At 59.1% G+C, this 19,804-nt stretch carries 17 protein-coding genes and 3 tRNA genes; 9 read left to right on the top strand and 11 right to left on the bottom strand.

What is annotated here, in order from left to right; genetic code table 11:
* Window positions 1–139: 139 nt before the first annotated feature.
* Window positions 140–322, bottom strand: coding sequence for a DUF3073 domain-containing protein (locus HMPREF2849_RS03320; RefSeq protein WP_005511943.1), 183 nt, complete (start codon window positions 320–322; stop codon window positions 140–142).
* A gap of 260 nt (window positions 323–582) precedes the next feature.
* Window positions 583–1,737 (bottom strand): CAF17-like 4Fe-4S cluster assembly/insertion protein YgfZ, encoded by a 1,155-nt coding sequence (locus HMPREF2849_RS03315; protein ID WP_016421388.1) that lies wholly within the window; start codon window positions 1,735–1,737, stop codon window positions 583–585.
* An 80-nt stretch (window positions 1,738–1,817) separates the two neighbouring features.
* Between HMPREF2849_RS03315 and HMPREF2849_RS03310 the strand changes: the two genes are divergently transcribed.
* Complete coding sequence (locus HMPREF2849_RS03310) at window positions 1,818–2,705, top strand: aminodeoxychorismate lyase (protein ID WP_070862594.1); 888 nt, start codon at window positions 1,818–1,820, stop codon at window positions 2,703–2,705.
* 77 nt (window positions 2,706–2,782) lie between these two features.
* On the opposite strand, the gene HMPREF2849_RS03305 is transcribed toward HMPREF2849_RS03310, so the two are convergent.
* Together HMPREF2849_RS03305 and HMPREF2849_RS03300 are read right to left on the bottom strand one after the other, a co-directional pair.
* The gene (locus tag HMPREF2849_RS03305) at window positions 2,783–3,463 is read right to left on the bottom strand and encodes a heme-binding beta-barrel domain-containing protein (RefSeq protein WP_070862593.1); all 681 of its coding nucleotides are present in this window, start codon (window positions 3,461–3,463) and stop codon (window positions 2,783–2,785) included.
* 101 nt (window positions 3,464–3,564) lie between these two features.
* Window positions 3,565–4,422 carry an LmeA family phospholipid-binding protein gene (locus tag HMPREF2849_RS03300; protein WP_070653392.1) on the bottom strand — a complete coding sequence of 286 codons (858 nt, stop codon included), beginning with the start codon at window positions 4,420–4,422 and terminating at the stop codon, window positions 3,565–3,567.
* 81 nt (window positions 4,423–4,503) lie between these two features.
* Between HMPREF2849_RS03300 and mshD the strand changes: the two genes are divergently transcribed.
* The 5 genes from mshD (at window position 4,504) to pstB (ending at window position 9,928) form a co-directional block, all read left to right on the top strand.
* Complete coding sequence (gene mshD, locus HMPREF2849_RS03295) at window positions 4,504–5,412, top strand: mycothiol synthase (protein WP_070653393.1); 909 nt, start codon at window positions 4,504–4,506, stop codon at window positions 5,410–5,412.
* 341 nt (window positions 5,413–5,753) lie between these two features.
* Entirely contained in the window at window positions 5,754–6,851 is a 1,098-nt protein-coding gene (pstS, locus tag HMPREF2849_RS03290; protein ID WP_016421383.1) for a phosphate ABC transporter substrate-binding protein PstS, read from the top strand.
* Between the two features lie 237 nt (window positions 6,852–7,088).
* Window positions 7,089–8,132, top strand: a complete 1,044-nt coding sequence (gene pstC, locus HMPREF2849_RS03285) for a phosphate ABC transporter permease subunit PstC (protein ID WP_049173061.1) — start codon at window positions 7,089–7,091, stop codon at window positions 8,130–8,132.
* Window positions 8,133–8,209: 77 nt separating this feature from the next.
* On the top strand, window positions 8,210–9,103 hold the full coding sequence (gene pstA, locus HMPREF2849_RS03280) for a phosphate ABC transporter permease PstA (protein WP_049173081.1): 894 nt from the start codon (window positions 8,210–8,212) through the stop codon (window positions 9,101–9,103).
* A gap of 48 nt (window positions 9,104–9,151) precedes the next feature.
* Window positions 9,152–9,928: a phosphate ABC transporter ATP-binding protein PstB gene (pstB, locus tag HMPREF2849_RS03275; protein WP_016421380.1), complete on the top strand. Its 777-nt coding sequence runs from the start codon at window positions 9,152–9,154 to the stop codon at window positions 9,926–9,928.
* 438 nt (window positions 9,929–10,366) lie between these two features.
* Here the strand turns inward: pstB and phoU are convergent, their stop codons facing one another.
* The 6 genes from phoU to HMPREF2849_RS03245 all read right to left on the bottom strand — a co-directional run bounded on the left by phoU (window position 10,367) and on the right by HMPREF2849_RS03245 (window position 18,426).
* Window positions 10,367–11,104 (bottom strand): phosphate signaling complex protein PhoU, encoded by a 738-nt coding sequence (phoU, locus tag HMPREF2849_RS03270; protein ID WP_080969597.1) that lies wholly within the window; start codon window positions 11,102–11,104, stop codon window positions 10,367–10,369.
* 90 nt (window positions 11,105–11,194) lie between these two features.
* On the bottom strand, window positions 11,195–12,352 hold the full coding sequence (gene dusB, locus HMPREF2849_RS03265) for a tRNA dihydrouridine synthase DusB (RefSeq protein ID WP_049193809.1): 1,158 nt from the start codon (window positions 12,350–12,352) through the stop codon (window positions 11,195–11,197).
* A gap of 132 nt (window positions 12,353–12,484) precedes the next feature.
* Window positions 12,485–14,224: a thiol reductant ABC exporter subunit CydC gene (gene cydC / locus HMPREF2849_RS03260; RefSeq protein WP_070862592.1), complete on the bottom strand. Its 1,740-nt coding sequence runs from the start codon at window positions 14,222–14,224 to the stop codon at window positions 12,485–12,487.
* A complete protein-coding gene (locus tag HMPREF2849_RS03255) occupies window positions 14,221–15,771 on the bottom strand; it encodes an ABC transporter ATP-binding protein/permease (protein ID WP_083327211.1) in 1,551 nt (516 codons plus the stop codon). Before HMPREF2849_RS03255 ends, cydC begins: the two co-directional genes overlap by 4 nt.
* A gap of 29 nt (window positions 15,772–15,800) precedes the next feature.
* Window positions 15,801–16,817: a cytochrome d ubiquinol oxidase subunit II gene (gene cydB / locus HMPREF2849_RS03250; protein ID WP_049190244.1), complete on the bottom strand. Its 1,017-nt coding sequence runs from the start codon at window positions 16,815–16,817 to the stop codon at window positions 15,801–15,803.
* A gap of 19 nt (window positions 16,818–16,836) precedes the next feature.
* Entirely contained in the window at window positions 16,837–18,426 is a 1,590-nt protein-coding gene (locus HMPREF2849_RS03245) for a cytochrome ubiquinol oxidase subunit I (protein ID WP_049190245.1), read from the bottom strand.
* A gap of 202 nt (window positions 18,427–18,628) precedes the next feature.
* Here HMPREF2849_RS03245 and HMPREF2849_RS03240 point away from each other — a divergent pair.
* Window positions 18,629–18,701, top strand: a tRNA-Lys gene (locus HMPREF2849_RS03240).
* Between the two features lie 76 nt (window positions 18,702–18,777).
* Here the strand turns inward: HMPREF2849_RS03240 and HMPREF2849_RS03235 are convergent.
* Window positions 18,778–19,308, bottom strand: a complete 531-nt coding sequence (locus HMPREF2849_RS03235; RefSeq protein WP_016421372.1) for an NUDIX hydrolase — start codon at window positions 19,306–19,308, stop codon at window positions 18,778–18,780.
* 200 nt (window positions 19,309–19,508) lie between these two features.
* Here HMPREF2849_RS03235 and HMPREF2849_RS03230 point away from each other — a divergent pair.
* Window positions 19,509–19,584: transfer RNA gene (locus HMPREF2849_RS03230), tRNA-Glu, on the top strand.
* A 14-nt stretch (window positions 19,585–19,598) separates the two neighbouring features.
* A tRNA-Asp gene (locus tag HMPREF2849_RS03225) sits at window positions 19,599–19,672 on the top strand.
* Window positions 19,673–19,804: the final 132 nt, after the last annotated feature.

The raw sequence follows: 19,804 nt of genomic DNA, 5'->3' as shown, positions 1-19,804 counted from the left end.
CGGACACACTTTTTGTCACTTAACCCATAAACGCAGTCGACTAAGCAAAAGCAAGCACCCACCAACGGAATCGTTGGTGGGTGCTTGCTTTATTGAAATAGAAACGCTTTGCGGAAAATACGACAGCGGTTAGCTTGCGCTAGCTGTCGCGACCAGCGCCTGAGGCCCATTCCTCCCAGTCAGAGTAATAGTCGTCTCGATCGGACTCGTTCGACTTGCCGACGAGTTCCCGCTGCAGACGTTCCAAATCCATTTCTGGTGAATCGTACTTGAGCTGACGGGCAACCTTCGCCTGCTTTGCTTTCGCACGGCCGCGACCCATGGCCTGACCCCCTTGTGTAATCCGTGGGGCGGCACGGGGATACGGCCGACCCACTTATGTCTTATTGCGTTAATTCCTGTAAGACACCATAGCCGATTTTTAGACGAAGGGGTTACGCGGGGAGGCCCATAGTGGGTCGTGTCCTCGCGCTCAGACAACTCAATATGTGCTGTGGCCTGGGGAAATGTCCTTTCTGAAAAAGAATGGAAAAAGTTATTTTTTCACCACTCTGTCTGGTGGCTTTACCTATTTCCTGTTACCTATTTCCCACGCAGGCGGTTGATGGCCACACGGCCCGGCGGCAGCTGCTCAACGCGGTCGATGGAGGAAGGGTCGACGGCCACGGCGCAGTCACCCACCACAAGGCCCTCGCGCTCCTGAGCTGAGCGTTTAAGCAGAGCCAAAGCAATCGGGCCGTAATCGGCATGTTGCACGACGGTGCCCACGCGGCCCACGGCGCGCTTGCCCATCATCACTGGATCGCCGGTTTCCGGCAGGGTGGCCGAGCCGTCGAGCTGCAGCATCACCAAAACTCGTGGGGAGCGACCAACATTGTGGACACGTGATACCGTCTCTTGGCCGCGATAGCAGCCCTTGTCCAAGTGCACGGCAGCCGTGTCGAATTCAGAGGCGATCCAGCGCGGAGCCTCATGCGGAATCATCTTCTCGTCTACGTCGATTCCCAGCTCTGGCCGCAAGGAGACTACGCGTTCGGCCTCCCAGCCCATCAGGCCGACTGGGGAGGCGCCAGCGGCCACCAGCGCGTCCCAAGCACCGACTAAATCCTGTCGGCGTACGAGCACATCCACACGCCCGCCGCGTGGCCACGGCAGGTGCCGGACGTAGGAATGTCCCACAGTCGTAGCTTTACCCACCTGCGGGAATGCGAGACCAGCGGCTACCAGGACCTCAGGGGCATTCGGCCCCATGACGGAAATAATCGCCCTTTCTACCTCAGCAATTTCCACCTTGGACCAGAACACCATCATGTTCAGGTACTTCAACAGGGAGTCGAAGCCGGCAGGGGGCACGTCGATAAGCACGGAATCGTCCAAAACAGTCAACGTCATGTGATGGAGAACGTGACCGTTTGCATCCAGGTTCAGTGCTTCAGTGACAGTGCCAGGAGCGGCTTCGTCGACCTTCTGCGAAAAAAGTGTGTTGAGGTAAGTCAGGCGATCCTCGCCAGTGACCTCAATAACGCGGTAGTACGAGCGATCTACTACTCCGCAGTCCTCCTGCAGGTGACGTTGCTCTACCAGCGGACGGCCGTAGTGCCATGCCACGCTAGCTTGCCCTGCGGTTTGCTCAACGTTTTTCGCTGAGTTTCCGTCTGGGGCGTTCTCTGAGGCCTTCTCCAAACCTTCCATCTGTCCGCCCAGTTCGAGGGCAGCGGCGCCAGCCACGTGAGACATCAAAGGACTTACATACTCAACACTCACTCCCTCATGTTAACCAGAAATCCTCAAATTAAGCATGGATTAAGCTTGTGTGTATGACGGATTCGCTTTCTTCTCTAGTGCTTATCGACGTCTTTGCAGACGGCGGCCCGATTGCTGTCGAGGCAGGACAGCCATTCCTCTACGCGGATGATCTCGGAGCTATTCGCGGCGACGGAGTTTTTGAAACACTCCTGGTCAGGGGTGGTCATACCTGTAATACCGACCGGCATGAGAAGCGATTCGCATCGTCAGCACTAATGCTGGATTTGCCAGCCCCAGATCTGCAGCAGTGGCGGGCGGCTACCGAGGTCGCACTACAGGAGTTGCGCGATAGGTCAATTGAGGGGGATGCGACGTTGCGGTGGGTTTACTCGCGTGGTCGCGAGTCCACTGGAAAGCCGACTGGCTACGTTTTGGCTAGCTCTGCGGAAAGGGTGGCGGAAAACCGTCTGAAGCCGGTATCGGTCATGCTTGCAGAGCGCGGTTTCTCGCTCGACCTTGGCTCCCGTGCACCGTGGGCGCTCATCGGCGCGAAAACGTTGTCATACGCAGCTAATGTGGCCGCTTTGCGCTATGCCAAGTCCAAGGGTTTTGACGATGTCATCTTCACGTCCGCAGAGGGCAAGCTCTTGGAAGGCCCAACATCGACCATCATCGTTCAGCGCGGCAATGAACTGCTGACTCCCAACCCCGGTGAAGGAGTGCTGCCGGGCACAACTCAGGCAGCGCTGTTTGAAACAGCCGCCAACTGCGGCTGGAAAGTCACCCCGACGGTCCTGGTGCCCGGGGACCTATTCACCGCCGATGCGGTATGGCTGGTGTCTTCGGTGCGTATCGCGGTCGTGGTTAAGTCCATCGATGGTGAGCCCATCCGGCAGCCGGATGCAATCGCGGAAAAGGAATTCCGCGACCTGTGTGACGAGGCGCTGGCGACGCAGTAGGGCGCCAAACGGTGGGGCTTGACGCAGTAGAGCCCCGCAGTAAGGCCACACAACGTCCGTCGTAAAGCGGGGAGAACCTAGCCCGCGTAGCGCTTGAGCTGCGCGGACATGCGGGGAGCGAATTCCTCATCCCGCAGGCGCTCGTCTACCCACCCGAGATCGTTGTTCGGCATCAGACCGTAGAGGCGCTTGCCCGGGCCAAGGGATGCAGGACCGGTAGCAGTGACCATTGTGGAGGCTGCTTGCAGCTCCCATGCGCGCTCGGAAACCGGCTTGCCGTAGTAGATTTCAGTGACGCCGGTGGAGTGGACGCAGATGAACTCAATCTCGTCCTCGTTGTTAATGCGCCAAAATCCTGTTTCGCGCTGGTCAGGGCCGGTCGGCTTGCCTTCTTCGTCCAGCTTCCAGATGCGCGACTCATACTTCAGGTAGTTCTCGCCATCGTGGCTGAAGATGAGCTGCTGGCCGAAGTTGTACTCGCCGTCGACGACAGTGTTCGCCTGCCCCTCACCGCGCCACACGCCGACCAGCGGCAGTAGTGCCAGCAGGCCGTCGTGAATATTCGGGCCGAAGCGCAGGTTAGCGGTCTCGTCGGGGATCGGGAGCCCCTCAAGCTCAGTGATGTTGCGCGTAGCGGTGCTCTTGGCCTGTTCGGCCGCGCGGTTGATGGCCTCGTTGCCGTCGAGGCGAGGGGCTTCCGCAGCTGCAGGCTCCTGTGTAGCGGCGTCTGTCTGGTTGCTGCCATTCTTCTCGGTCATGCTTCACACTCTACCGCTGAAGCTCTTGTGGCCATGTATGGGCTGTTGTCGCATGGTGCTAACGCTGCACCGACGCTTAACGGCGATGCTTGACGACGGCCTTAGCGACGCACCCGACAGTTCTTCTCCGGCAGCTTCTCCGTGGATTGAGCTGACGCCTCGGCATCCTGCTGGGATGTCGGCGGCATGAAGTTTGTTGGCGACACGGTGCACAGAATCTGTTCGCCTTCGATGGTGATAGAACCGCCCGACACGTACACGCGAGTCGCCGGCATGCCCATCGGTATCTCTGAATCCCGCAGCGTCAGAGCGAAGGTGTCCATGATGTGCTGCGTATCAGCCTCAGACAGCTCAGGTTTGATGTGGCTTTTAGAATCCGTTGGGGACGAGGGCGCAGAAATAATCTCCATCGGCGTAATGACCACGTCGCGGCTGACAATGCGCAACTTCGCCGTAACCTGGGTTTTTCCCTGCCATCCGGCTGGCGTGGCCTCGAAGATAGCCTCGGTCTCCCAGCCGCCGGTGGGGGAGGAGTCCTTCAGGCTCTGGATGCTCAAATCGGTCAGTCCCAGCTTGTTTCCCAGAGAGACACCGTCGAGCGAGAGCTTAGTGAAGTACTGCTTCGTCGGCGATTCTGGGAAATTACCGCTGAGCACTGCCGATGCCGGGATCTTAACGTTGGAAGCTCCGTACTCCAGAGATACCAAGCCGAAGTCGGGCACCTCGACATCGCGGATGCGCGAGGTTACGGAGCTCCACTTACCCGTAACAAAGGAAGACAAGTAGGCCTTGCCACCAATGGCGACGTATGGGGTCATCTCCAGCTGAGCAGTCTCCTGAATATGCTCGGAGAGCTTGTACTCCGCATGGCTGGCGAAGCCCATGTCGGTGGCAATCACCAGCGCGGCAACGGCGAGGATAGAGCCACCGATCTTCTTCTGTCGTCGGGAAATGGACACACTCTATTAGTACCCCATCGCTTTTGGCTCAGACGACATCGGGGAAGTGTTGAATTCGCTGCTGTGTATAGGGTGGGGCGTATGAACGTAACCGAACTGCTTGACGTAGACACCACCGCCGCCGATACGCTACTGCAGCACGCCCACTCCGCCGACGGCGTGGAGGCGTTCGGCGAGGCTTTCGTCCGAGGGCTTGACGACGACTCTTTCGGGCATCGACACTTTGCGATTATTGAGAACGACCGTTACTTGGGCCTGGCAGCCGTTGCGCCAGATGCTGTGGAAATGGCTGTTGACCCGGAGTTTCGTAAGCAAGGAGTGGGGGCGAAGCTGCTAGCGCACATCGATGCTGAGGTCGGCGAGCGCCTGCCTATCTGGGCTCACGGAGATGTTGCCGGTGCCAGTCGTTTGGCAGAGTTGACGGGACGCAAGGTCATCCGCGAGCTGTTGCAGATGTCCATTTCGAGCTCAGCGTTGGAGAAGGCGGCGGGGGACGTCGATAAGCGTGATGATGTTGAAGCGCTAACCCTGACTGCGGCACGTGCGAAGTGGGGTGAGGCGGCCGTGGATCGGGCGTGGTTGGCTGTGAATAACGAGGCGTTTGACTGGCATCCGGAGCAGGGTGGTTGGTCGCAGCCACAACTCGATCGAGCTCGAAACGTGCAGTGGTTCGACCCGGAGGGCGTTTTCTTTGCTGCGGATGTGGCCGGGGCGCGCGACAGTGCGGAGGAGATTTGCGGTTTCCACTGGACGAAGTGGCACGCCGAGGAGTCTGTGCCAACTGGTGAGGTGTATGTGATCGGGCTGAGCTCGAAGGCACGCGGACGTGGCCTGGGGCGATGGCTGACCAATGTTGGGCTTTCCTATCTCCGGAACCGGGGAGCGGAAAAGGTAATTCTCTATGTGGAAGGCGACAATGCGCCGGCAGTGCGCACGTACCGTGCGGTCGGTTTCGAGGTGGCCCGCCGTGATGTGATGTACGGCGCGTAGATGCGACGGTTCGGTTTATTGGGGGAGTTATTGAAGGCGAGTTGTTGAAGGGGGAGCTTAGCTTTATCTCAGTTTTAGGTGGTTTTCCTCTGGCGCGGGGGCAATGATTCTTGTGTTTTTGAGGAGATGCTGTCCAATCCTCAGTGTTTCAGGGGCGCATTTTAGGGCCTCTTACAGGGAAAATGAGGATAAATAAAGAATTACTTGCGCCGTTCACCAATTGTTAATGTTCTGAACAGGTTCCGGTTACTATCGGTAGATAGGTTCAGCGCAGTGGACCGGAGTGTGGCGGTTCCACGTGAACTGTTTCACTCATTGTGTAAAACCCCGGAGGATTTACTGTGCTGAAGAAGAACCGTGCGGCATCTGTCATTGGTTTGGCCGCTGTTGCAAGCCTTACCCTGGCTGCTTGCTCTGAAGAGGGCGGCGAAGGCGCTTCTAACGTTGAGGGTCTGGCTGACGTCACCGGTGAGCTGCAGGGCGAGGGCGCTACCTCGCAGCAGCGCGCCATGGATTTGTTTGCCACCAAGTTTGAAGAGACCGGCTCGACCCTGTCGTACAACGCATCTGGCTCTGGTTCCGGTCAGACTCAGTTCATTGCCGGCACCGTTGCTTTCGCTGGCTCTGACTCCCCGCTGAAGGAGAAGGACGGCAAGGACCAGGTCGCAGAGGCTAAGAAGCGCTGCGACGGCAATGAAGCATGGCACCTGCCGATGGTTATCGGTCCGGTTGCCGTTGCCTACAACCTCGAGGGTGTTGACGTCGCTCTGACCCCGGCTCTGGTTGCTGAAATCTTCGACGGCAAGATCACCAAGTGGAACGACCCGAAGATCGCTGAGGTCAACGAGGGTGTCGATCTTCCGGAGAAGGACATCAAGGTTGTCTACCGCTCTGAGGAGTCCGGTACTACTGATAACTTCATGAAGTTCCTGAGCGCAGCTGCTCCGGAGCAGTGGCAGCACGAGGCTTCCAAGTCCTTCCCGACTGCTACTGGCCAGGGTGCTAACGGCTCGGCTGGTGTTGTCAACGAGGTCGCCAACATCGACGGTGCTATCACCTACGTCGAGGCTGGCTTCGCTGAGGACAAGGACCTGGGCATCGCCAAGATGGACTTCGGTCATGGTCCGGTTGAGCTGAACAACGACACCGTCGGTAAGGCTCTGGATTCCGTCACGTTCAAGACTGAGGGTCACAACATGGTTGTTGACACCGACGCTCTGTTCGCAATGGATGAGGAAGGCGCTTACCCGCTGGTTCTGACCACTTACGAAATCGTCTGCTCCGCTGGTTACGACGAGCAGACTCGTGACCTGGTTAAGAACTTCCTGAAGGTTGTTCTGGAAGAGGGCCAGGGCCCAGAGCTCGAAGAGCTGGGTTACATCCCGGTTCAAGGTGAGTTCAAGGACAAGCTGTCCGCAGCGGTTGACGCTATCAAGTAATTCTTTGCGTGCAACGCGGGTGAAAGCAGAGTGAGCTCTGTCGTTACCCCAGTTGGCGCGAGGGTCACTTCAGCCGGCCACGCAGATTTGAGCTGTAGGCCGAAAACCTGACGTAGACCGGTTGGCTTTATATATCGACACCTCAGTTGATTGGGTACCGCTCGTAGAGGGGTACTGAGGCCAATCGGTCTTCATGTGCGTTGAAGCACAAATCACTTCTACTTAGGAAATGAGATCATGAGTTCCTCGACTCCCATTGAAGGGAAGCAGGAGGCTGTAGACAGCAGTCTGTTGCAGTCCTCAGCACCGCAGGTGGATTCCTCCGGCGACGAGAGCTCGGAAGAGCAAGCCATTCAGACCGGCGTTGTTCGTCCTGGTGACCGAATCTTCAAGATTCTGGCGGTAGGATCTTCCGCATTGGTGACTGCTGCCATCATCGCAATTGCAGTGTTCCTGCTCCTGCGCGCAGTTCCGGCAATGTCCCGTAACGAAGCGAACTTCTTCACCTACACCGAACGATGGAACCTGGCGGATACCTCCGCCATGTACTTCGGTATTCCGAACATGTTTCTGGTGACCGTCGCGGTTTCCATCCTGGCGCTGATTCTGGCTATGCCGGTTGCGCTGGGTATTGCCATCTTCCTGACTGCCTATGCTCCAAAGAAGATGGTCAAGCCGCTGGGTTACCTCGTGGATTTGCTGGCCGCAGTGCCGTCGATTGTTTACGGTCTGTGGGGCTTTATGGCTCTCGGTCCGGCCTTGGCTGGTCTGTACGGGTGGTTGGCTAAGACACTGGGCTTTATCCCGATGTTTGCCCTGTACCCAAACTCGCCGGCATTCGAGACCGGTCGAAACCTCTTCACCGGTGGCATTGTGCTGGCAATTATGATTCTGCCGGTTATCGCGGCTACCACCCGTGAGGTCTTTGTTCAGACCCCGCGTGGTCACATTGAGGCATCGCTGGCTCTCGGTGCGACCCGTTGGGAGATGGTCAAGCTGGCTATTCTGCCATTCGGTCGTTCTGGCTTTATCTCCGGCTCGATGCTGGGTCTGGGACGTGCTCTCGGTGAGACGATGGCTCTCTACCTCGTGATCTCCCCGTCCTCGGCATTCCGTGGCTCGCTTTTCGATGGTGGTACCACCTTCGCAACCGCAATTGCTAATGCGGCACCAGAGTTCAATGACAACCTCAAGGCCGGCGCATACATGTCCGCAGGTTTGGTGCTGTTCTTGCTGACCTTCGTGGTCAACTCCGCAGCCCGAATGATTGCGAAGAAGTAGCAAGGTCGTAGGAAAAGAAACGAGAAGTAACAATGACTAGTTCAACTACTGATTCTTCGCCTCACGGCCCTGCAGACATGGTCCCCACCACGGAGTCGGCTTTCACCCAAATTAAGGGTTCCCGCAAGGTGGCAGACAACGTCTCCACGGTCCTCATTTACTGCTGCATGGCTCTTGCCCTGATCCCGCTGGTGTGGGTTCTCTTCGAGCTTGTCGTCCGAGGCACCCCGTCACTGCTGAGTGGTGAGTGGTGGACTGCTTCCCAGCGTGGTGTCACTGTTGGTGCGTCTGCCGGTGGTGTTGCTCACGCAATCGTCGGTACCTTGGTTCAGGCTCTGGTCACGACTCTCATGACCGTGCCGTTCGGTATCTTCGTCGCCATCTACTTGGTCGAGTATGCAGGTAACTCCCGTCTGGGCAAGGTCACCACCTTCATGGTCGACATCCTCTCCGGTGTGCCGTCGATCGTCGCGTCGCTGTTCATCTACTCGATGTGGGTGGTCATGTTCGGCATGAGCCGTTCCGGTTTCGCTGTCTCGCTGGCGCTGGTTCTGCTGATGCTGCCGATCGTTGTGCGCAACACCGAGGAAATGCTGCGCATCGTTCCGCACGAGTTGCGTGAAGCCTCTTACGCTCTGGGTGTTCCGAAGTGGAAGACCATTTTGAAGATTGTGCTCCCGACCGCACTGTCGGGCATCGTCACCGGCGTCATGCTGGCCGTCGCCCGCGTCATGGGTGAGTCCGCACCGATGCTGATCCTGGTTGCAACCTCGCGAATCATCACCTATAACCCGTTCGGCCAGTCGCAGTCCTCGCTGCCGCTGTTCATGCTGGACATGTACAAGGCCGGTAATACCGGTGCGGCATTCGACAAGATGTGGGGCGCAGCGCTCACGCTGGTTCTCATCATTGCCCTCATCAATATCCTGGCGCGCTTCGTATCCGCCAAGTTCTCCGTCAAGAGCAGTTAATGCTGGGCGCCTAACGTCCGCTATTTCAAGGAAGGTTTTTGAAAGACCATGGCTAAGCGCCTAGACCTTAACGATGTCAACATCTACTACGGCGATTTCCACGCTGTGCAGAACGTCGACCTGCACGTCCCGCCGCGTTCCGTTACCGCATTCATTGGCCCGTCCGGCTGTGGTAAGTCCACCGTGCTCCGTTCGCTGAACCGTATGCACGAGGTCATCCCGGGTGCCTACGTCACTGGCGAGGTGCTTCTCGACGGCGAAAACATCTATGGCCCGAAGATCGATCCGGTCTCCGTTCGTAACACCATCGGTATGGTGTTCCAGCGTCCGAACCCGTTCCCGACCATGTCCATCGAGGACAACGTCGTGGCTGGCCTGAAGTTGGCCGGTGTTAAAAACAAGGCTCATCTCCAGGAGGTTGCCGAGAAGTCCCTGCGCGGCGCCAACCTCTGGGATGAGGTCAAGGACCGCCTGGACAAGCCGGGTGGCGGCCTCTCCGGTGGTCAGCAGCAGCGTCTATGCATCGCACGTGCAATTGCAGTTGAGCCGGAAGTTCTGCTGATGGATGAGCCGTGTTCCGCACTGGACCCGATTTCCACCCTGGCAATCGAGGACCTGATTCATGAGCTGAAGGAAGAATTCACCATCGTCATCGTGACCCACAACATGCAGCAGGCAGCTCGTGTGTCCGATCAGACCGCATTCTTCTCCCTCGAGGCAACCGGTAAGCCGGGTCGCCTGGTTGAGGTTGGCCCGACCAAGAAGATCTTCGAGAATCCAGACAAGAAGGAAACCGAGGACTACATCTCCGGTCGCTTCGGCTAAACGCTTTGCGTATGCCGTAATAAGCCAATAAGAGCCCCGTACTTCACGCGTGTTCACGCGAGGTACGGGGTTCTTATTGTTGTTGCAGTTTATGAGATTGCTATGTCGCGCACATGTTTTGCCACCTGATTGTCTAACCGCGGAGGTGATTTGTGCCGGGGAAAACAGTTTTTGTGGCGGGATCAAGCAGTTACTGACTAGGTTTATGTCAGATGAATAGCGTTTACTCACAGTAAAGTGTCATAAACCTAGTCAGTTTCTCGGTTTGAGGCGGTGTTGTGGCTGGGGAGGTGTTTAGCCTGGTGTGGCTTAAAAACGGCTCCACTCCGGCCTAAAAACCCGCGCCCCAGGCCAGCAGCCACCCCCAACATCCCTTCAGCGCAGCCCAAACACCCCCCCCAACAGCCCAGCCTCCCAACAGCCTGCAGCTTCACGAACCTACATCCGCAGGTGACGCTCCAAGGCCTGCAGGCGTTGGTTAAAGCTGCGCTGGTCGCGTTCGTCCTCAAGCTTGTCCAGGTAGACATCGCGCTTGTAACCGGTGGCCAGGTAAATAATCCGGGCGGCAACCTCGACAGCGTGATCCGCGTAACGCTCGTAGAAGCGGCTCAGCAGAGTGACATCCACTGTCTGCGCAGGGGAGTGTGGCCAATTATCGTCGTTGGTCAGCGTAAACAGGTGCTGGTGAATGTCATCGATGCTGTCATCGGTCTTATCCAAGGCCAATGCCTGGTCAACGTCGTAGTCGATGAGCACCTGACGGGTTTCGTGCGTCATCTGCTCAGATACGGAGGCCATCTCGCGGAAGAACCCCTCCACGGGCTCCGGCAGTGCCTTGTTCGGGTGGCGACGCCGGGCAACGTTGGCAATATGCACACTCAACGCGCCCATGCGGGAGATGTCCTCGACAATGTAGAGGCCACTGACAATCTGTCGGAGATCACCAGCCACAGGAGCTTCGCGGGCCAACAGCTCGAAGGCTCGCTGCTCCGCATCCTGGCGCAGGTCCTCGAGAGAATCAATCTGGGAAAGAACTGTTTCAGCCGAGACCAAATCAGCCTCGAAGAGAGCCTTGTTCGCAAGCTTGTGCATGGAGCCAACTCGGTCACACATCACAATCAGGCTGTGAGCCAAGTTGTCCATTTGTTCTCGGTAGACAGTGCGCATGCGTTCCATAGTAGGCAATCCTCAACAACGTCGCGCGTTAGTGGGGAGCCCCCAATTACCCCTCGTAAAGTTATGTAAACACTCGCTCAGAACCGAAGCTTAGCCACCGGAGTGCATAATCTCCGCGCCCTCGGGCACGGTGTCGTCCTCCGGGTCGTCCAGCCAGCCCTCCGGCAAGACCACCTTTGCAGGGGACCCCTGTCGGCCGCGGGCGCCGTCGGCGTCCTCCGGGCGGGCGTGGGCGCTGGGGCCGTCGTAAAGCGGTGCGAGAATCTCGTCGAGCGTTGCCAGCGAATCGACGCGCGCAAGAGACTTCCGCACCTCACTGCCGGCAGGGTATCCCCGCAGGTACCAGGCAATGTGCTTGCGCAGGTCGCGGCAGCCCTTACGCTCGCCCTCGTGCTCCACGAGCAGTTCCGCGTGACGACGGATAATCCCCGCGACCTCACCAAATGTTGGTGCCGGCGGCACTTCTTCGCCACGCAGCTCGGCGGACAACTGCGCGAACAGCCACGGGCGGCCAAGGCAGCCGCGACCGACGACGACACCGTCGCAGCCGGTCTCGTCGAGCATTTTGCGGGCATCGGTGGAGGCAAAGATGTCGCCGTTGCCAAGCACCGGGATATCGCTGAAGCCGGAGTCGACCATGTGCTCCTTCAGCCGCGCGATCTGCGACCAGTCAGCGTGGCCGGAGTAGCGCTGCGCTGCAGTGCGGGCGTGCAGAGCCACAGCCTGGGCGCCCATCTCAGCGGCGATGCGGCCGGCGTCGAGGTGCGTGTGGTGCTCGTCATCGATGCCGACGCGGAACTTCACGGTCACCGGGATGTCCGTGCCCTCCGTGGCCTTGACCGCTGCGGCGACGATGTTGCCGAAGAGGCGACGCTTATATGGCAGTGCCGAGCCGCCGCCCTTGCGGGTGACCTTCGGTACTGGGCAGCCGAAGTTCATGTCGATGTGGTCGGCGAGGTTTTCGTCGACGATCATCTTCGCGGCCTCGTAGGTCCACTTCGGATCAGTGGTGTAGAGCTGCAGGCTGCGCGGGTTTTCGTCAGGTGCGAAGGTGGTCATGTGCATGGTCTTCTCGTTGCGCTCGACCAGTGCTCGCGCGGTGACCATCTCGCAGACATAGAGGCCCGAGACCGTGCCTGTACGCTGCAGCTCCTGCTCGCGGCACAGCGTTCGGAATGCCACGTTGGTGATACCGGCCATCGGCGCGAGTACCACGGGGGAGGCGAGCTCAAAGGGGCCGATGTGCATGTGCGAGGACGTGGCATCGGCGGGTGTGGCGGCACTGAGTGGACTCGTGGAGGTATCTAACACGTACAGTATTGTGTCACGCTGAACTGCCGTTTTCGAATCTGTTTTATCTGGCAGATCGGATCGCCCCGGTTAGCGCTGCGTCCGCGGATGCCTGACGACGATCACCGTTCGGCGACCCCTCCCACCGGGCAGGTCGGTGGTATTGCGGAGAATTTCCAGGATGTGGTTCGACTCTTCGTCGAGGTGTTCGGTGGGTTCGTCGAGAAGCAGGATTGGCGCTGTGCTGACAAGCGCACGGGTGAGAATGAGCCTGCGCCGCTGACCACCCGAGAGACTGTCCGCGCCGCTGTCCAGAATCGTGTCCAGGCCGTCGGGTGCGGCATCGACCCAATCGCGCAGGCCCACGGCGTCCAGCACGGAGTAAATGTCATCGTCGCTGACCTGCGGGTTACCAATAGAGATGTTGTCCCGCACCGTCGTGGCGAAGATGTGCTCATCCTCGGCGATAAAACGCACCAAGTCGCACTGCTCCGTGTTTTCGTGGGGCTCGCCGGCACTTGCCGCACTGCGCCACAGCTCGCGTCCGTCCCCGTCAGTGATAGTCACCGTGCCCGCAACCGGCGGGATTAGTCCGGCGATTGTTTTCAGCAGCGTGGTCTTTCCGCTTCCCGACGGCGCCGTGATCTCCCGGTAGTCGCCAAAGGTGACCTCGAAGTTTTGCATCGGCAGTTGAGCTGGCTGGGCAGCGGGCCCTTCCGCAGTATTCGAGCTGTTGTCGTCGGGGTAGCCCACGATCAAGTCTTGAACCTGCAGAGTTGGCCGAACTGCCAGGTGGTTCTGAGGGAGCGTGGACGTGTGAATTGGCGCTGTGGGGGCTGGGGACGAGCGCATGGCATCCGCTTCCTCTGATTCGTTCGCACTTGACGCGAGCGTCAGCAAGGCTTCCCTCGATTGCGCCAGTGTTTGCGCAGCAGCTGGCAGCGGACCAACCGCTTCAAAAGCAGCTAGCGGCACCAGAACCAGAACTGTCAGCCACTCGGGGGAGTGCAGCAAACCGCCTCCAGCGCCCCCGGCCGAATCCGTCACCAACCATGACGCTACGACCACGGTCAGGACAGCGGTCAACACGCTAGCCGCGGTGCTCAGTGCGGAGGCGCGGGCATTTGCTCGACCTGCGGCGTCATCGATGGCCGCAACCGTTTTGCTGGAGGATGACGCGGCAGAGACTGCCTCATCCAACTGGCCGTGGATACGCAGGCCGGCGGCGTCGGAAAGCAGCGCTTCGACGGCAGCGGCATGCGACTGAAGCGCGGCCGCGCGACGCTGACTTGAGCGCGCAGTGGCGCGATACGTCAGGTAAGGAGCAACACCGCCGGCCAGAAGCAGTCCCACCGCCAGGAGAACCGCAGCGGCAGGCGAGAGTAGAGCCACAAAGATGACGGCGATGAGGGAGGTCATAAGCGCCACCAACGCGGGCACTATTGAACGCACGACGGCATCGGCAAGTGCGTCAATATTCGCCCCGAGCGCTGTGACAATATCGGAACGCTCACGCAGCGCCAGCGTACGGTCGGCCACGAAATGCTCCCATAGCTTCACGCGCGAGCGCTCGGCGGTTCGCAACGCCACATCGTGGGAGACCAACCGGTCGAGGTATCGAAACGCAGCTCGCGAAATACCCAGCGCGCGCACAGACGTGACCGCCAAGGTGATGTCCATCAGTGGCGGCATCTGCCAGGAACGCGTAATCAGCCACGCCGACACCACTGTCAGGCTCAACGCGGACAGCAGCGTGATGGTGCCCGCCAACACCGGCCACACCAGGTCGCGGGGTTTCACCAGGCGACGAAGCGCTTGCAGAGTAGTCATCGCGAATGCACCTCCACCACACCATCGGCGGCCGCAATCAACAGCGGATCATGGCTGGTGGCAATCACCGTGGCTCCGCGCCGGGCACGTGCGCGCAGGAGCCTAATCATGGACTGCGCACTGTCGGTATCCAGGTGAGCTGTCGGTTCATCGAGGAGGACGAGGTCGCGGGTGTCGTCGGCAAGCTCGCGCCGAAGCGCCTCCCGCTGACGTTGCCCGAGCGAGCGCCGCGAATTGTCTCCCACCGTCGCTGCGTCCAACACTGGGCGCTGGGGCAGCCACGCGATGCGCCGCAGCAGATCCTGGTCACGGAGAATGCGCTGGCCGTCGCGAATAGTTACGGAGCCTTTCAACCCCTCGTGCACGATGCCGGCGACCGCAAGCAGCGCTGTCGTCTTGCCCACGCCGTTCGGCCCCGCCAGCACCGTCACTGTGCCCGGCCGCGCGATGGCGCTTAATTCACTTGGCCGCACGCCGTCTCGCCCCGGCGCGGAAAGGCGTTCGAACACGACCGTAGGGGCGTTGGGGACACTGCTTGACGACGTTCCTTCGTCCACCTCCTCCATCGTTTCAGAGGCGGTGCCTGTGGAGTTCGGAGTCTGGCCAGCGTCCTTGTCTAACAGTTCCGTGACTTCGGTGGCAGCGACCACACCGTCCTGGGCGGCGTGGAATCTCTGGCCAACCTGGCGCACCGGGCCATAGATTTCTGGGGCGATGATGAGCACTGCCAGGCCGGTCGCCAGTGTCATGTGGCCTCCCAGAAGTCGGAAACCGATGCCGACGGCGATGAGGGCAATTGACAGGGTGGCGAGGAATTCCAGGACCGCCGCGGAGAGGAAAGCGATGCGCAGGACCTCCATGGTGGATTTCCGGTGGCGGGCCGACAGGCGCTTGATTTCCTCGCTGGGGGCATCGGCCATGTTGTGCGCTTTGAGAGTTGGCAGGCCGATGACCAGGTCGAGGATTTGGCCACGCACGGTGCCGATGTCGGCCAGACGACGTTCTGTGCGGCCCTCAGTGAGGCGACCTACCAGCCACATGAACAGTGGAATGAGTGGCAGCGTGACAACCGCGATGGCAACCGATGGGAGGTCCAACCATGCGACTGCGACCAGTGCCATCGGGGTAGCCAGCGCTGCGGCCACCAGTGCGGGGAGGAATTCCGCCACGTAGACGGCCACACCATCGAGCCCGACCGAAAGCAATGCGCGCCAGTGCGCGGTGTCGACAGTGCGAGGATCGCGCAGAGCCAGGGCTCGCAGTGCCCGGCTGCGCAGGTCTGTGGCCACGCGTGCACCCGCAGATTGGCCGAAACGCACGAGCGCGTAGGAGCAGGCCACCCGAACGAGTACAGCGGCCGTGGCTATCAGCGCGAATAATGTCCAATTAGGAGTTGCCTCACCCAGAACCTGCGCCGTAATAGTGCCGATTGCCAGCCCCAACGCGATTGTGGCACCTGTGCTCGCGGCGGTCAGTGCGCCCGCGAAAATGACCCAACGCCAGGCTGGGGCCGACAGCTTGAATAGTTTCGGATCGACAGGTGCCACTTTTTAGAAACTAACCTCCAACGGACGGTCTACTGCGAGACCTTACGTTCAGCCATCAACCGCTTGCGGAATACCCAGTATGTCCACGCCTGGTAGGCAATCACCAGTGGGGTAATCACCAGCGCGGTCCAGGTCATGATTTTCAGCGTGTAAGGGTTAGAGGCGGAATTCCAGATATCGAGGGAAACGCCGTCGGCAAGCGTCGTCGGCATCAGATACGGGTACATGGCGCCGAAGACAACGGTGGTGACGGCGACTACGGTGACCGCGGTTGCGGAAAAAGCGATGCCATCGCGGTTGCCTACGGTTGCGGAGATGGCAATGACCAACCCCGCGACGGCGATGACGACAACAGCCCACAGCCAGGTCTTTCCGTAGCCCAGCTGTGTCCAGATGAGGAACACGCCGCCAAATATCAGCGCCGACAGTGCCGGAATTCGAGCGGCGTTGCCGACCTCGTCGCGTAGCTTGCCGGCGGTCTTCAGCCGCAGGAACGTAACTGCGTGAAGAGCGAACACAGCCGCAAACGCAATCCCGCCGACCAGGGCGTACGGGTTCAGCAACCCGAGCAGGGTACTAAAGCCGGAGTCCAAGTTCTTGTCGGCATTCAGCGGGACACCACGCACCAGGTTCGCGACCGCTACGCCCCACAGAATCGGCGGCAACCAGGAGCCGAAGATGATTGCGCGGTCGCACCAGGCGCGCCAGCGCTCATCGTTGACTTTGAAGCGCCATTCCAGCCCGACAATACGGACAATCAACGCCACCAGAATCAGGAAGAGCGGCAGGTAGAAGCCGGAAAACATGGACGCATACCATTCCGGAAATGCCGCGAAGAGCGCGCCGCCAGCGGTAATTAGCCACACTTCGTTGCCGTCCCATACCGGCCCGATAGTTCCGAGCATCGCTTTACGACGCGGTTCATCGCGGCCAACGAACGGCAGCAGCATTCCGACGCCGAAGTCAAAGCCCTCGAGCAGGAAGTAGCCAGCGAAGAGGAACGCGATCAGGATAAACCACAAAACGGGAAGATCTAATCCGAACATGTCAGAGATACATCCTTATCTACTTTGTGTCCTCAGTCGCGGAGACTTCGGAGTCGGGGCTGGCAGCGGACTGGGCATGGACCTTGTTGAATCGAACCGGAGACGAGATGATCGCGCCCAGATCGGTAGCGATTGGGGACGATGGGCCAGCGTGCTCGGGGTCATTGCCGATGGCGTTGATTGCCTCAGCGGATTCGGTCGGAGGTCCGGCAATAACTGCGCGGCGAATCAACCAGAACCACACCACTGCCAAAATCAGGTAGAGCAGGGTAAAGCCCACCAGGGTGATAATCACCGTGGCCGGTGCGTGGTCGGACACACCCATATCGACGGTCATGCGAATCAGCTCGGTGCGCGGGTCGCCCGCGTGATCCGGGTTCGGGTGCACAATCCAGGGCTGACGGCCCATCTCCGTAAAGATCCAGCCAGCGCTGCTGGCCAAGAACGGGAACGGAATCGCGAGGATACTGCAAGCGGCGAAAATGCGGGCTCGCTTGCCCGTCGGCACGCGCCCCTTGCGAGTAAATAGCCAAGCGAAAAACGCGATAGCCAGAGAACCGACCATGAGCCCAATCATGGCGCGGAAAGACCAGTATGTGACGAACAGATTCGGAGAGTAATTGCCTGGGCCGAAGACCGCCTCAGCTTTTTCTTGCAGGTCCTGCACGCCCTGGAGCGTGACGCCACTGAACTTGCCCTCGGCCAGGAAAGGCAGCACCCATGGCACCTCGATGAGATGCAGCACCGAGTCGCAATTGTTGTGCGTACCGACGGTCAGAATCGAGAACATTGGATCTGTCTGCGTGTGGCACAGGGACTCGGCCGATGCCATCTTCATCGGCTGCTGCTCGAACATAAGCTTGGCCTGGATATCGCCGGTGATAAACACCGCCAGCGAGCTGAGCACAGTTGTCCAGAGCCCGACCTTCATGGACTTGTGAAACGTCCGTTCGTGAACAGTATTGCTCTGGCCACCGCGGCGGCTCTGAACCAGCCACCAGCCACTGACGCCGACAACGAGCGTGCCGGCGGTAAGGAAAGAGCTGGCCACGGCATGCGGGAAAGCTGCCAAGGCAGTGGAGTTGGTCAACAGTGCGCCAAAGTCTGTAAGCTCTGCGCGGCCGGTTTCCGGGTTGTAGACCGCGCCTACAGGATGCTGCATGAACGAATTGGCGACGATGATGAAATACGCCGAGATATTCACCGCAATAGCGACAATCCAAATCGAGAGCGTGTGCATCCAGGTGGGGATACGCCCCCAGCCGAAAATCCATAGGCCCAGGAAGGTGGATTCCAGGAAGAACGCGATGAGTCCTTCAAGAGCCAGCGGGCCGCCGAAGACATCACCGATCATGCGGGAGTACTCCGACCAGTTCATACCGAACTGGAATTCCTGGACGATACCCGTGGCTACGCCCATGGCGAAGTTAATAATGAAGATGGTGCCGAAAAATCGTGTCGCTCGGTACCAGAGGTCATTTTTCGTCGTGGCCCACAGTGTCTGCATGAGCGCGACGAGCGGAGCTAGACCAATTGTCAGCGGGACAAAAATGAAGTGGTAGACGGTGGTTATGCCAAATTGCCAACGAGATATATCGACGACATCCATGTTTCCTCGACTGAAAAAGTAGACATAAACGATGCGTGTACTCCGACGGATTTGTCGAAGCCTGCATCAAGTGTCCGCAGTATTCCTGCTTATTAATTCAGTCGGACAGGAGGGGTAAAAAGTTCCGGGGCGTGAACTTATCGACTCTCGAGGGGGCAATTATCAAAAATCGGCGCGCTATTGCTAGGCTATTTTGTTGCGCGGGCCTTTAGCTCAGCTGGTAGAGCTACGGACTTTTAATCCGCAGGTCGCGGGTTCGAGCCCCGCAGGGCCCACAAGCACGAAAAACCCCAGGTCATCAACGGCCTGGGGTTTTGTCGTATCTTGCCTGTATTTTTCCTTCTGCGGCACCTACTTCTCCCGCTTGTGGTAGCCCATCCGTGGCTTGAAGCCCGCCGGGTGCTTGAGCTGCGCCACTGCATCGGCGACTATCAGGCGGAAGCGTGGCTTCATCGGTGGCATCTGTGAGATCTGGAACCATCCGACATCAGTGGATTCATCATCAGCGACATAGGGGACGTCGTCGCCAACAACACTGCAGCGCATGGAGATATCCAGATATGAGGCAACATCGCCGTTGAGGTGTTCGATAGGGCCAACGGCGCCAGTGCCAAGCAGGGCCTCAACTGTGACATCGAGTCCCGTTTCTTCCTTTACCTCTCGCACGGCGGCGTCGTGAGGCTGCTCGTCCGGGTCGATAATTCCGGTGACTGGGGTCCATTCACCATTATCGGAGCGACGAACCAGCAAGACCTCGGGCAAGGCGTACATCGGTGCATTCGGCGGAACATCGCGAATGACGATAGCCGTGACACCGGGGAGCCAGAGCGGAGCGTGGCCCACTTTTTCGCGGAGCTGAACAATGAAATCCGGAATTGCCATAGTTGCGAGCTTATCTGAGTACTAGTAGCGTCCGCGGAAATAGTAAGAAACTCCAGTTCAACCGTGGATTTTGGGAAAAGGGTACTTATCCTCTATAGTTCTTTACGTTGCCAAGAGCGCGCGCAATTGCAATGTTCATACACTGCAGATGTACGCGGAATATGCCATTGAGTGGCCAACTCTTTGCAGCGTTAAGTCGGGCTCCCATCGTCTAGAGGCCTAGGACTCCGCCCTTTCACGGCGGCAACACGGGTTCGAATCCCGTTGGGAGTACCACTAAAAATCATGATGGCCCTGTGGCGCAGTTGGTTAGCGCGCCGCCCTGTCACGGCGGAGGTCGCGGGTTCAAGTCCCGTCAGGGTCGCAATTCTAAACGCCAGTTCCGGTTGGAGCTGGCGTTTTTTGCTTTTGGTTAGTGGTGCGCTGGGCGTCGGCGTGGGTAATGGACAAAAAGTGTGTCTGATTCGGGTTAAGTGACAAAAAGTGTGTCCGCTCG

The sequence above is a fragment of the Corynebacterium sp. HMSC073B01 genome (assembly GCF_001838255.1).
Classification (GTDB): Bacteria; Actinomycetota; Actinomycetes; order Mycobacteriales; family Mycobacteriaceae; genus Corynebacterium; species Corynebacterium jeikeium_D.
This window is presented reverse-complemented; position numbering and strand designations above follow the sequence as displayed.

What these genes read in the sequence shown, in the direction of transcription:
- cydB (WP_049190244.1), bottom strand. Translation starts at nt 16,817, where the DNA reads ATGTTCGGATTAGATCTTCCCGTTTTGTGGTTTATCCTGATCGCGTTC.
- HMPREF2849_RS03235 (WP_016421372.1), bottom strand. Translation starts at nt 19,308, where the DNA reads ATGGCAATTCCGGATTTCATTGTTCAGCTCCGCGAAAAAGTGGGCCAC.
- dusB (WP_049193809.1), bottom strand. Translation starts at nt 12,352, where the DNA reads ATGCACATCGGCCCCTTTGAGCTCGCCTCCCCCGTGGTACTCGCGCCG.
- HMPREF2849_RS03320 (WP_005511943.1), bottom strand. Translation starts at nt 322, where the DNA reads ATGGGTCGCGGCCGTGCGAAAGCAAAGCAGGCGAAGGTTGCCCGTCAG.
- pstC (WP_049173061.1), top strand. Translation starts at nt 7,089, where the DNA reads ATGAGTTCCTCGACTCCCATTGAAGGGAAGCAGGAGGCTGTAGACAGC.
- mshD (WP_070653393.1), top strand. Translation starts at nt 4,504, where the DNA reads ATGAACGTAACCGAACTGCTTGACGTAGACACCACCGCCGCCGATACG.
- HMPREF2849_RS03305 (WP_070862593.1), bottom strand. Translation starts at nt 3,463, where the DNA reads ATGACCGAGAAGAATGGCAGCAACCAGACAGACGCCGCTACACAGGAG.
- cydC (WP_070862592.1), bottom strand. Translation starts at nt 14,224, where the DNA reads ATGACTACTCTGCAAGCGCTTCGTCGCCTGGTGAAACCCCGCGACCTG.
- HMPREF2849_RS03310 (WP_070862594.1), top strand. Translation starts at nt 1,818, where the DNA reads ATGACGGATTCGCTTTCTTCTCTAGTGCTTATCGACGTCTTTGCAGAC.
- pstB (WP_016421380.1), top strand. Translation starts at nt 9,152, where the DNA reads ATGGCTAAGCGCCTAGACCTTAACGATGTCAACATCTACTACGGCGAT.
- pstA (WP_049173081.1), top strand. Translation starts at nt 8,210, where the DNA reads ATGGTCCCCACCACGGAGTCGGCTTTCACCCAAATTAAGGGTTCCCGC.
- HMPREF2849_RS03315 (WP_016421388.1), bottom strand. Translation starts at nt 1,737, where the DNA reads ATGTCTCACGTGGCTGGCGCCGCTGCCCTCGAACTGGGCGGACAGATG.
- HMPREF2849_RS03245 (WP_049190245.1), bottom strand. Translation starts at nt 18,426, where the DNA reads ATGGATGTCGTCGATATATCTCGTTGGCAATTTGGCATAACCACCGTC.
- phoU (WP_080969597.1), bottom strand. Translation starts at nt 11,104, where the DNA reads ATGGAACGCATGCGCACTGTCTACCGAGAACAAATGGACAACTTGGCT.